This is a genomic window from Actinobacillus seminis, from assembly GCF_002263215.1.
Taxonomy (GTDB): Bacteria; Pseudomonadota; Gammaproteobacteria; order Enterobacterales; family Pasteurellaceae; genus Actinobacillus_B; species Actinobacillus_B seminis.
The window spans coordinates 83,952-96,421 of record NZ_NLFK01000001.1 but is presented as its reverse complement, the minus strand read 5'-3'; the positions used below and the strand labels follow the sequence as shown (position 1 = coordinate 96,421).

Annotated in this window: 10 protein-coding genes and 2 pseudogenes; 10 read left to right on the top strand and 2 right to left on the bottom strand. The window is 42.6% G+C overall.

The features are described from left to right. Positions 1-51 precede the first annotated feature (51 nt). Positions 52-1,005 carry a thioredoxin-disulfide reductase gene (gene trxB / locus CFY87_RS00595; RefSeq protein WP_094945378.1) on the bottom strand — a complete coding sequence of 318 codons (954 nt, stop codon included), beginning with the start codon at positions 1,003-1,005 and terminating at the stop codon, positions 52-54. 78 nt (positions 1,006-1,083) lie between these two features. After that, entirely contained in the window at positions 1,084-1,935 is an 852-nt protein-coding gene (locus CFY87_RS00590; protein ID WP_094945377.1) for a co-chaperone YbbN, read from the bottom strand. Positions 1,936-2,078: 143 nt separating this feature from the next. Here CFY87_RS00590 and CFY87_RS00585 point away from each other — a divergent pair. The 10 genes and pseudogenes from CFY87_RS00585 to dapB all read left to right on the top strand — a co-directional run bounded on the left by CFY87_RS00585 (position 2,079) and on the right by dapB (position 12,374). Continuing rightward, positions 2,079-4,029: pseudogene (locus CFY87_RS00585) on the top strand (ABC transporter ATP-binding protein). 121 nt (positions 4,030-4,150) lie between these two features. After that, positions 4,151-5,167 carry a Fe(3+) ABC transporter substrate-binding protein gene (locus tag CFY87_RS00580; protein WP_094945667.1) on the top strand — a complete coding sequence of 339 codons (1,017 nt, stop codon included), beginning with the start codon at positions 4,151-4,153 and terminating at the stop codon, positions 5,165-5,167. 59 nt (positions 5,168-5,226) lie between these two features. Further along, positions 5,227-6,900, top strand: coding sequence for an ABC transporter permease (locus tag CFY87_RS00575; protein ID WP_094945376.1), 1,674 nt, complete (start codon positions 5,227-5,229; stop codon positions 6,898-6,900). After that, complete coding sequence (locus tag CFY87_RS00570; RefSeq protein ID WP_094945375.1) at positions 6,897-7,931, top strand: ABC transporter ATP-binding protein; 1,035 nt, start codon at positions 6,897-6,899, stop codon at positions 7,929-7,931. The genes CFY87_RS00575 and CFY87_RS00570 overlap by 4 nt, the downstream gene beginning before the upstream one ends. A gap of 493 nt (positions 7,932-8,424) precedes the next feature. Then, positions 8,425-8,898 (top strand): 6,7-dimethyl-8-ribityllumazine synthase, encoded by a 474-nt coding sequence (gene ribH, locus CFY87_RS00565; RefSeq protein ID WP_094945374.1) that lies wholly within the window; start codon positions 8,425-8,427, stop codon positions 8,896-8,898. Between the two features lie 4 nt (positions 8,899-8,902). Further along, on the top strand, positions 8,903-9,337 hold the full coding sequence (gene nusB / locus CFY87_RS00560; protein WP_094945373.1) for a transcription antitermination factor NusB: 435 nt from the start codon (positions 8,903-8,905) through the stop codon (positions 9,335-9,337). Positions 9,338-9,360: 23 nt separating this feature from the next. Continuing rightward, positions 9,361-10,362, top strand: a complete 1,002-nt coding sequence (gene thiL, locus CFY87_RS00555; protein ID WP_094945372.1) for a thiamine-phosphate kinase — start codon at positions 9,361-9,363, stop codon at positions 10,360-10,362. Positions 10,363-10,370: 8 nt separating this feature from the next. Continuing rightward, positions 10,371-10,866, top strand: a pseudogene (locus CFY87_RS00550) (phosphatidylglycerophosphatase A family protein). A 13-nt stretch (positions 10,867-10,879) separates the two neighbouring features. After that, on the top strand, positions 10,880-11,521 hold the full coding sequence (locus tag CFY87_RS00545; RefSeq protein WP_094945371.1) for a homoserine/threonine efflux transporter: 642 nt from the start codon (positions 10,880-10,882) through the stop codon (positions 11,519-11,521). 40 nt (positions 11,522-11,561) lie between these two features. Next, positions 11,562-12,374, top strand: coding sequence for a 4-hydroxy-tetrahydrodipicolinate reductase (gene dapB / locus CFY87_RS00540; RefSeq protein WP_094945370.1), 813 nt, complete (start codon positions 11,562-11,564; stop codon positions 12,372-12,374). Positions 12,375-12,470: the final 96 nt, after the last annotated feature.

Here is a 12,470-nt window from a genome sequence, read left to right as displayed (position 1 = left end):
CAATTAAAAAGGAAGGACGCGATTAACGCGTCCGTTATCGTTTAAATAAAGTTATTCTTGAGCCTCAAGATAACGTTCAGCATCTAACGCTGCCATACAACCGGTCCCGGCAGAGGTAATCGCTTGACGATAGTTATGATCCATCACATCTCCCGCAGCAAATACGCCTTCTACGGACGTGGCAGTTGCATTACCGTTTAAACCGGATTTTACCACAATATAACCGTTATTTAATTCCAGTTGACCGGCAAAAATATCCGTATTTGGGGCATGACCAATAGCGATAAATGCACCTTCTACCTTGATTTCTTCGCAAGTCTCGGACTGGGTATCTTTTAAACGCAATCCGGTTACGCCCATATCATCCCCCAAGACTTCATCCAAAGTGCGGTGCGTATGGAGTACGATTTTGCTTTCTTCCACTTTTTTGTTTAAACGGTCAAGCAGGATTTTTTCGGCGCGGAAACTGTCTCGACGGTGAATTAAATGCACCTCGGAGGCGATATTGGCTAAATAAAGCGCTTCTTCCACCGCGGTATTGCCGCCGCCGACGACAGCGACCGGTTTATTGCGATAGAAAAAACCGTCACAAGTCGCACAAGCGGAAACGCCTCGTCCTTTGTAGGCTTCTTCGGAAGGTAACCCCAAATAACGGGCTGAGGCGCCGGTAGCGATAATTAATGCATCGCAACTAAATGTTTGCATATCGCCATAAAGCTTGAACGGGCGAGAGGACAAATCCACGCGATTGATATGGTCAAAAATAATTTCAGTATCAAATTTTTCCGCGTGTTGTAACATTCTTTGCATTAATTCCGGGCCTGTAGTATCGCCAAAATCGCCCGGCCAGTTTTCAATTTCTGTGGTCGTAGTTAATTGACCGCCTTGTTGTAATCCGGTGACTAACACGGGCTTAAGGTTGGCGCGTGCGGCATAAATCGCCGCAGTATAACCGGCAGGGCCTGAGCCTAAAATAAGCAATTTGCTGTGTTTAATTTCTGACATAAAAATTCCTTGCATTTTATCAAACTTAAGTTGTTAAGTTGCTTAAGTCTATTACAGTGTTTTCAATAAGTAAATCCATCAATAGAGTAATGCATACAATAATCGGCGATATTTATTGGTAATCGGGTCATGGTTGCCGATGGCGGCTAAAATTTCCAAAAATTGTTTTTTTACTTCACCATGTTCTACTGCTAAGTCTTGTTTTAATAGGCTGAATAACAGTTCCAGCGCTTCTTCGTTGCGATTAGCTTGGTGCAATTGTAATGCTAATTTTAGCGCAATTTCCGCACTTGGATTTTTAGCAAAATCGGCTTGTAATTGTTGGATTTCCGGCGTATCTGCCGCTTTAATTAACAAATCAATTTGCGCTTGCAACCCGTGCCAGCGGCTATCGCGATCTTGCAGCGGAATTTGTTTTAAAATATCTTGCGCCGGTTCCGTACGTTTCATGGCGATATAGGTTTCTGCATACAACAACGCAATATCGCTGTTTTTCTTATCGGATAACTCCCACGCTTCTTTTAACAACGGTAAGGCGTCGTCGTAATGTTCGCCGGACAATAATTCTAAGGCTTGATTGAATTTGATTTCGTCTTCTTTTGGTAAAATCGCGCTTAAACGTTGTTGCAAGGTTTCTTCCTCTAACGCTCCTTGGAACGCATCTAGCGCCTGACCGTTTTTAAATAAATAAGTGGTCGGCAAGGCTTGGAGACGAAATTGCGCGGCAACCATTTGTTCCGTTTCGCAATCGACTTTGCCTAAAATAAATTGTCCTTGATATTTTTCCGCATAACGGGATAAAAGTGCGGTAAATTCTACAGAAGTTTGATGGCTGGGCGCATAAAAAACAATCGCCATTGGCGTATGCTGCGCGTTTTGCAATGTTTCCGTTAAGTTTTGCTCATTAATTTCAATAACATGAGTTTTCATGGTGTTTCCTTTTTCCTTGCTTGAAGTGGCAAAATTGTAGCAAAGTGCACTGCATTTTGAAACGTTTTTAACCTCTACAAATGCCTTTAACTCTGTTAAAATCGGCGACAATTTTTATCTTTTTTAGCAGATAAGAGGTTATTGTGGCATTAATCAGCTTAACCAATGGATACCTTTCTTTTAGTGATCATCCGTTATTGGATTATACCGAATTACATATTGAAGCCGGTGAGCGGGTGTGTTTAGTTGGGCGCAATGGTGCGGGCAAATCGACATTAATGAAAATTTTGGCAGGAGAGGTCGTGATGGACGACGGACGCTTGCAATTTGAACGCGATTTGGTTGTTTCCCGTTTGGAACAAGATCCGCCACGCCATGCAGAGGGCAATGTGTTTGATTATGTTGCCGAAGGCGTTGGGCATTTAGCCGATTTACTCAAAGAATATCACCGCATTTCGTGGTTATTGGAAAATGCCTATGAAGACAGTTTGCTTAATCAATTAGCGCAGGTACAAGCCCAATTGGAACATGCAGGCGGTTGGCAGTTTGAAACGCGGATCAAAGAAGTGTTGGCAAAATTGGCGTTGGATCCGAATATGTGCCTTGCGGATTTATCCGGCGGCTGGTTGCGTAAAGCGGCATTGGCAAGAGCGCTTGTTTGTGCGCCGGATGTGTTGCTGTTGGATGAACCGACTAACCACTTGGATGTAGAAGCTATTGAATGGTTGGAAGAATTTTTACTTGGATTTAGCGGAAGCATTGTGTTTATTTCCCATGACCGTTCTTTTATTCGCAAAATGGCGACGCGTATTGTGGATTTGGATCGCGGTAAATTGGTTTCTTATCCGGGGGATTACGATTTATATTTAACCGCCAAGGAAGAAAATTTGCGTGTGGAAGCGTTGCAAAATGAGTTATTTGATAAAAAATTGGCACAAGAAGAAATTTGGATCCGCCAAGGGATCAAAGCCAGACGAACTCGTAACGAAGGGCGAGTTCGCGCCCTAAAAGCGTTGCGAGAAGAACGTCGTCGTCGGCGCGAAACGTTAGGAAGCGCTAAATTGCAATTAGACACCTCCAGTCGTTCGGGAAAAATCGTGTTTGAATTAGAGGATGTAAGTTATGCTATTGGCGATAAAACCCTGTTGAACCATTTTAGTACAACTATTTTACGCGGCGATAAAATTGCTTTGGTTGGGCCAAATGGTTGTGGTAAAACGACATTTATTAAATTGCTTTTAGGCGAATTACAACCGACGTCGGGCAATATTCGTTGTGGCACCAAGCTGGATATTGCTTATTTTGATCAATATCGAGCGGATTTAGATCCGGAGAAAACCGTGATGGATAACGTTGCGGACGGAAAACAAGATATCGAAGTTAATGGCGTAAAACGTCATGTACTGGGATATTTACAAGACTTTTTATTTCCGCCGAAACGCGCCATGACGCCAGTGAAAGCCTTATCCGGAGGCGAGCGCAATCGTTTGTTGTTGGCAAAATTGTTGCTAAAACCGAATAATTTATTAATTCTGGATGAGCCAACTAATGATTTGGATGTGGAAACCTTAGAATTATTGGAGGATATTTTGACCGAGTATCAAGGAACCTTATTAATTGTGAGCCACGATCGTCAATTTATCGATAACACCGCCATGGAATGTTATATTTTTGAGGGAGACGGAGTCTTGAACAAATATGTAGGCGGGTTCTGCGATGCCAAACAGCAACAAGCCAATTATTTTGCCGCCAAAGCAGCTGAACAGGCTGCTCGTCAAGGTAAAAAACGTCGTTTTGCAGGAAGAAAGTGCGGTGCAAAAATCAGAGATTTTATCAAAAACGTCTAAACCGCGTCCGGTGAAATTATCCTACAAAGAGCAGCGTGAATTAGAGCAATTGCCGAATTTATTGGAAGAATTGGAAGAAAAAATCACCGCCCTTCAAAGGGAAATCGGCGATGTAAACTTTTTCCAACAGTCCCATGACTATACGTCGGCAAAATTGCAATTATTAGCGGATACCGAGCAAACTTTGGAAGAAGCTTTTTTGCGTTGGGAAAGTTTAGAAAACAAGAAAAATGGCGGAAATGACTGAAAAATGTACTCTTATTTATGCAATTTTTATAAATGAGAATAATTTTTATTGACTAAAGAGGGATTTTCACGTATTAATAATCACCTGTTCTGTTATTTTACGAATTAATGAGGTTTTAATGATGAAAAAACGCCTTTCCACTTTAGCATTAAGTCTTTTTGCAGCTGTTTCTACGAGTGCGATTGCTTCGGAAGAAGTGAATATTTATTCTTACCGTCAGCCCTATTTAATTGAGCCGATGTTAAAAGCTTTTGAGAAAGATACCGGAATAAAAGTGAATGTGATTTTTGCGGATAAAGGGTTGGTTGAACGTGTTAAACGAGAAGGAGAACTAAGCCCGGCAGACGTGTTATTAACCGTGGATATTAGCCGTGTGATGGAAGTGGTGAATGCCGGTTTGGCACAACCTATCGAAAGCGATGTATTAAAATCCAATATTCCGGCACAATATCGTGACAGTAAAAATGAATGGTTTGCCTTGACTACGCGTGCACGTGCGATCTATACGTCAAAAGATCGTGTTGGCAAATTACCGGAAGATTTCACTTATTACGATTTGGCTAAGCCGGAATATAAAGGCAAAGTTTGCGTACGTTCGGGGAAAAATTCCTACAATGTTTCGCTTTTTGCTTCTATGATTGCACATGATGGCGAAGCTAAAGTGAAACAATTTTTACAAGATTTGAAAGGAAATTTAGCTCGAAAACCGCAAGGCGGCGATCGTGATCAGGTGAAAGCGATCAAAGAAGAGGTTTGTGATTACGCCTTGGGCAATAGCTATTATTTCGGCAAAATGCTTGACGATGAAAAACAACGCGAATGGGCACAAGCGGTATATATCAACTTTCCAAATCAAAAAGCCCAAGGCACGCACGTAAATATTAGCGGCGTTGTTCTTGCCAAATATGCACCGAATAAAGAAAATGCGGTGAAATTGATCGAATATTTGAGCGGTGATCGTGCACAGCAGATGTATGCGGAATTAAACCACGAATATCCGGTAAAACCGGGGGTGGCGAGTTCTAAGCTAGTACAATCTTGGGGTAGCTTTACTGCGGATAAATTGCCATTGGAAAAAGTGGCAGAAAATTATGATAAAGCCCTGAAATTAGTGGATGAAGTCAAATTCGATCTGTAATAGATCATTGCATAAACTTACTGAGGGCGGCTTAGGTCGCCCTTTGGCAATCTTAGAAAATGCGTAAAATAACATCAAAATTGCATAAAATCAGCTGGTTTTTGACCACGCTTTTAATGACTTTATTTTTTATTTTGCCCATCTTGGCGATTTTATACGAGTCTGCCTCGGCAGATTGGCAAAATTTGTCGCACCTTTGGCAAACCGTATTGGCGGATTATGTGATCAATTCGCTGTTATTGGTGTTGGGAACGGTGACGCTTAGTTTGATTTTTGCCCTGCCTTGCACTTGGATCGTTTCGCATTATCAATTTTTCGGGCAGCGAATATTGCAATGGCTGCTTTGTTTGCCTTTAGCGATGCCAGCGTATTTAGTGGGGTATTTATATACTGATTTATTGGATTATGCCGGTCCATTACAAACCTTTTTGCGTGATCTTTTCGGTTGGGAAAGTGCACAAGATTATTGGTTTCCGTCAATTCGTACCCTCGGCGGTGCTTGTTTTGTGTTGGCATTAGTATTGTATCCTTATATTTTTTTACTGGTTCGCGTGGCATTAATGGAGCAATCGGAAAATTTAATGCAAAGTGCCAAAATGTTGGGAGCCGGCAAAAAACAACTGTTATGCCAAGTGGTTTTTCCCTTAATCCGACCGGCAATTGCGGTTGGTGCAGCGTTAGTTGCGATGGAAACGTTGGGCGATTTTGGTGCGGTATCTTATTTTGCAGTTCCGACGTTAACGACTGCGATTTACGACACTTGGCTTGGCTATGGCGATTTAGGTGCGGCGAGCCAAATTGCGATTTTTATGTTGCTGATGATCTTCGTTTTATTGATGCTGGAACGTTATAGCCGTCGTAAGCAAAAAACTTACCAACGTGGTTATGAAAAAAATGTGGCGAGCAAAAAATTAAGCGGAATAAGTTTGATCTTAGCACAAGTTTACTGCTGGGGCTTGTTGGCATTGGCATTTTTTCTTCCTCTTGGCAAATTAGCTTATTGGGCATGGCATTATTTTGCACAAGCACAACTGGAGCGCTTTTGGCAGTATGCGTACAACAGCTTGAGCGTTTCAGTGATTGCGGCACTCATTTGTGTTGTAATCGGTTTGGTCTTGCATTATTTACAACGCATGGCACCGCAATATTCGCCGCGATTTAACACTCCGGCACGTTACAGTCTACAAATTTCCAGCCTCGGTTACGCTATTCCCGGTACCGTATTGGCGATCGGTATATTAATTCCTTATACCGCCTTTGATCATATATTTAATAACATCTTGAAATGGCTTGGATTGCCAAGTGTTGGCTTACTCTTTTCAGGTACCATTGTTGCTTTAATTTCCGCTTACGTGTTTCGTCTTTCCGCGATGGCAATTGGTGGAATTGAAACGTCGATGAATAAAATCTCGCCGTCATTGGACATGGCAAGCAGAACACTTGGATTTAATGGTATTAAAATGTTTAGAAAAGTACATATTCCGCTGCTTTCCAAGGGAATTTTGACCGCACTTTTATTGGTATTTATTGAATGTATGAAAGAATTAAATGCCTCTTTATTATTAAGACCCTTTAATTTTGACACTTTAGCGACCTACGTATTCACCTTTACTTCCGATGAACAATTGGAACAAGCGGCGTTGCCGGCAATTTTCTTAATTTTAGTTGGGCTAATTCCTGTGATTTGGCTTACCCGATCTCTTACTTCCACCGCAAAACAAACATCATTATGAGCGTATTAACTGTAGAAAATCTCACCACAAAATATCGTCATGAAGCCATTTTAAACGGGCTGAATTTAACCATCAACGACAACGAAATTCTTTGTTTGCTCGGTGCCAGCGGCTGTGGCAAAACTACGCTATTAAAAGCGATTGCCGGTTTGCAACCGATTTCGCAAGGTAGAGTTTTATTGCATCAACAAGATCTCACTGATTGCCCGGTGGAATCCCGTCAAATTGGGTTGATTTTCCAAGATTATGCATTATTTCCGCATTTGACGGTGAAAGAAAATATTTGTTTCGGTTTGCGGCAAAAAAGTGCGGTGGAAAAAAAGGAAATTTTGCAAAAAATGACCGTACTTGTCCATTTGGAGGGATTGCAAAAACGTTATCCACACGAACTTTCCGGCGGGCAGCAACAGCGTGTTGCGATTGCACGTGCACTGGCTTGTAACCCGCGTTTATTGTTGCTGGACGAACCTTTTTCCAATATCGACAGCCAAGTGCGTTACCAAATGATCGAAGAAATTAAGCTGATTTTAAAACAGGCCAAAATTTCCGCAATTTTCGTGACCCATAGTAAAGAAGAGGCCTTTGCTTTTGCGGATAAATTGGCGGTAATGGATCAGGGAAAAATCGTGCAAATTGGCGAAGCCTCAAGTTTATATCAACGTCCAAATAGCCGTTTTGTCGCGGAGTTTTTGGGCAATTGCAATTATGTAGAATGCCGAATTGATCAACAACAGATCTTTTCCGTTTTTGGTCAGCAGGCGGTAAATGCCTCTTTAAAGCTTGCCGATGGACAATTGGCGCCAAGGCAACAAGTGCTACATTGGCTTATTCGCCCGCAGCATATCCAAATGCAACCGGATGCACAAGGCAACGGGGTGATTAAAAGTGGCTTATTTTTAGGACAATTTTACCAATATCAAGTGGAAATCGACCGCACTTTACTTAAAGCTCAACATATCCAACCTTTTAATGTTGGTACACGCGTAAGAGTGCATTATAGGGATGAAAATCCGGTGTTGTTTTTACGGTAATGTCATATTCTAACCTTTATATAAGGTTTTCCGTTATGGCGTATTAACTTTTTTTAGGGGGATTACCTAAAGCAGAGCAAACGTATATTCGCGGTTGGGAAAAATATCATGGCGTTGTAAATAGGTAGCCATCACTTGATTGGATAGTAAAAAGAAAGTAATGCGAGTAAATAATATAAAGATTAAAATTAAAAATAAACCGCTGACCAATCCTAAAATATCAGTAGCGTTGACCAGATAGGGAGATGGAACGGTACTCCATTAACTAAAATACCATAAGTTTTTTGCTCTGTTTTTTCTGAAAATTCCTCATTGAAAGAAAAATCTGTTTTATAGTTGATAATGAACCTTCGCTGATTGGCGGTGTGAGAATATGTGGTTTAAATCATCAGATTTTGTCCAAGAGCGAGGCAAGAGAGTTTTTACATTTTTTTCTGTTTTGTGTTAAAATCCGACACCGATTGATTTTTTCAAACCAAAAGTAGGACACAGAATGAAAGTATTAGAAGGTGCAGTTGCTGCACCTGAGGCGAAAATTGCGGTAGTTATCGCGCGTTTTAACAGTTTTATTAACGAGAGTTTATTAGAAGGTGCAGTGGATGCGCTAAAACGTATCGGTCAAGTGAAAGAAGAAAATATTACGCTAGTGCGCGCGCCGGGTGCCTATGAATTGCCCTTGGTGGCACGTCGTTTGGCTGAAAGCAAAAAATATGATGCAATCGTTGCCTTAGGTACGGTTATTCGCGGTGGTACAGCGCATTTTGAATATGTCGCAGGCGAAGCGAGCAGCGGTTTAGGACAAGTCGCAATGCAAGCGGAAATTCCGGTCGCCTTTGGCGTATTGACCACGGAAAATATCGAGCAAGCGATTGAGCGTGCGGGGACTAAAGCGGGAAATAAAGGAGCGGAAGCTGCCTTGGTCGCTTTAGAAATGGTCAATTTATTAGCGCAAATTAAAGTGGCATAAAACAATGGGTGAACGAATAAAAAAAATTTCTCCTCGCCGTCGGGCGAGAGAATGTGCGATTCAAGCGTTATATTCTTGGTATGTGTCGCAAAATTCGGCTGAAGAAGTGGAATTGGCGTTTTTTTTGGATCAGGAAGAAGAACTGAAAGGGGCAGATAAGCTTTATTTCCGTAAATTATTTCGTGAAACCGTCGCCAATATCGAAGCAATAGACAGCACGTTGACGCCATTTTTGGATCGTGATTTAACGGAGTTAGATCCGATAGAAAAAGCAGTGTTGCGCTTAGCGGTGTATGAATTGCAATTTGAGCCTGATGTGCCCTATAAAGTTGTCATTAACGAAGCCATTGAGGTGGCAAAAGTATTTGGTGCGGAAGACAGCCATAAATATATTAATGGTGTATTGGATAAAGTGGCTCCGTCGTTGTCTCGTAAATAAGTGCTTTAGAAGGATGCGTGCTAATGAGTAATGGCGAATTTGACATTATTCAACGTTATTTTACTGCGTCAAAACGCCCACCCCGCAAGGATGTCATCCTTTCCGTCGGGGATGATTGCGCCATTACGGAACACCGCCAAAATCAGCGCATTGCGATTACGACAGATACCATGGTAGAAAATGTGCATTTTTTACCCTCCGTCAATGCCGCAGATATTGCTTATAAAGCTGCGGCAACTAACTTAAGTGATCTCGCCGCCATGGGCGCGGAGCCCGCGTGGTTTTCCTTAGCTTTAACCTTACCGCATGTGGATCATCAATGGTTGAGCGAATTTAGTGACAGCTTTTTTGCAGTATTGGATCATTACAATGTCGATTTAATCGGTGGCGATACTACCAAAGGCGCCCTACACGTCGTAACCATCACCGCGCAAGGCATTGTCCCCAAAGGCAAAGCTTTATGTCGGCATAGCGCAAAAGTGGGTGATTGGATTTATGTTTCCGGAACCCTCGGCGACAGCGCCGCAGGACTTGCGCTATTACAGCAAGGCAAAGCCAAAAGTGCGGTCAATTCTGATCAAGAATTTTTAATTCAGCGCCATTTGCGCCCGACGCCTCGCGTATTGCTGGGCTTTGAATTATCGGTTGGAATGTTGGCGAATGCGGCGATTGATATTTCTGATGGCTTTGTCGCCGATTTAGGGCATATTTTGCAGTGCAGCCAATGCAGTGCGGTGATTGATTTAGACAAATTGCCCTTGTCTGCCGCGTTATTAAAAATGGTCGGTAAACAAAAAGCGGAACAGTTAGCGCTGACCGGCGGCGAAGATTACGAACTTTGTTTTACCGTATCCGATCAAAACAAAGCAAAATTAGACCGCACTTTAGCCCATATCGGCGTGCCTTATACCTGTGTCGGACGTATTAGCGCAGCGCGGGCGGAACATAAAAAACCGGTGGTGTTTCAACGCCACGGGCAAGTGGTCGAATTTGAAGCTATTGGCGGATTTGATCATTTTAAATAGAGGGAAGCATGACAGCGTTGCAACAAAATCCATTATCTCGTCTTACCTTAACCAACCCTGTTCATTTTCTCGCCCTTGGGTTTGGCGCAGGATTATGCGCTAAAGCACCGGGGACATGGGGTTCTTTGGTTGGCGTATTATTAGGATGGGGGCTATTAGCATGGCTTGGCAGTGGCATTTTTGCGCTGTTAATTATCGCCGGTTTTTGGCTTGGTTGTTATCTTTGCCAAAAAAACCGCCCATGATATGGGCGTGCATGATCATGGCGCCATTGTCTGGGACGAAATTATCGGCATATTTATTGTATTACTTGCTGTGCCGGCACTGACGTGGGCGTGGTGTCTGATCGCCTTTATCCTATTTCGCTTTTTTGACATTCTCAAGCCGTATCCCATTCGTTATTTTGACCAAAAATTAACAACCGGCTTTGGAATAATGCTGGATGATGTGTTGGCGGCAGCTTATGCGCTGTTATGTATTGTTTTATTAAATTACTTTATATAGAAAATAGGTCAATATGTTAAATTTAATGCTTGTTCATTTTTTCGGTTTATTAACGCCGGGGCCGGATTTTTTTTATGTCAGTCGAATGGCGGCAAGTAACACACGGCGCAACGTCCTTTGTGGAATTTTCGGCATTACCCTTGGTGTATTATTTTGGGCGACCTCCGCTATTTTAGGCTTAGCAGTATTATTCACAACCTATCCCGCCCTACAAGGCGTCATCATGGTCTTAGGTGGCGGATATTTAGCCTATTTGGGCGTATTGATGTTGCGTGTACGCGAAAATGTCGTATTTGATGAAAATACAGATAGACAGCTCAATCAAGCTACCACCATCGGCAAAGAAATTCGCAAAGGATTGTTAGTGAATTTATCAAATGCCAAAGCGATTATCTATTTCAGCAGCGTCATGTCCTTTGTTTTGGTGAATTTAACTGAAACTTGGCAAATATTAACCGCACTTTTGATCATTCTTTTTGAAACCTTTTTCTATTTTTATTTCATCTCCGTTATTTTTTCACATAAGGTAGCAAAAGGCTTTTACGGACGTTACAGTCGTTACATTGATAACCTATCCGGCGTAATTTTTGTATTATTCGGCGTATATCTAATGTACAGCGGCACTTTGCTGAAAATGGGCAATCACGCGCTTTGAGCGGATTGACTGAATAAATAACCATAAAAGAGGGAAGAACATGACATTAAAAATTGCAGTAGCCGGCGCCGGCGGTCGCATGGGGCGTCAATTAATTCAAGCGATACAGGCAGCGGAGGGCGTAATACTTGGCGCCGCTTTTGAACGTCGGGGTTCATCTTTGATCGGTGCGGATGCCGGCGAATTAGCGGGCGTCGGGCGATTAGATGTAGCGGTTTCGGATAATTTAGAAGCACAAAAAGATCAATTTGATGTGTTGATCGATTTTACCCGCCCGGAAGGTACTTTAGCGCATCTTAATTTTTGTGTTGCCCACGGTAAAAAAATGATCATAGGTACTACCGGTTTTGATGATGCCGGCAAAGCGGCGATTCAACGTGCGGCAGAAAAAATCGCCATTGTCTTTGCCTCGAATTTCAGCGTCGGCGTCAATTTAGTATTTAAATTGTTGGAAAAAGCAGCGAAAGTAATGGGCGATTATTGCGATATCGAAATTGTCGAAGCGCACCACCGCCATAAAGTAGATGCTCCTTCAGGGACGGCGTTATCCATGGGAGAACATATTGCCAAAACCCTCGGACGAGATTTGAAAACTCATGGGGTCTTTTGTCGCGATGGAATAACCGGCGAGCGCAAACGGGATGAAATCGGTTTTGCCACGATCCGTGCCGGCGACGTAGTGGGCGAGCATACGGTATGGTTTGCCGATATAGGTGAACGGGTCGAAATTTCACACAAAGCCTCAAGTCGCATGACTTTTGCGAACGGTGCGGTGCGCGCGGCAAAATGGTTGGTGCAAAAACCGCAAGGATTATTTGATATGACCGACGTATTAAGTTTGAATACCCTTTGACATCCTCCCCTGCCTAAAGGCAGGGGATTCCTACTAGCTCCCACAGCAAGCTGTGGGCTACTCTCGGTGGGTTTCTACTGCTGATCTCTATTGAGA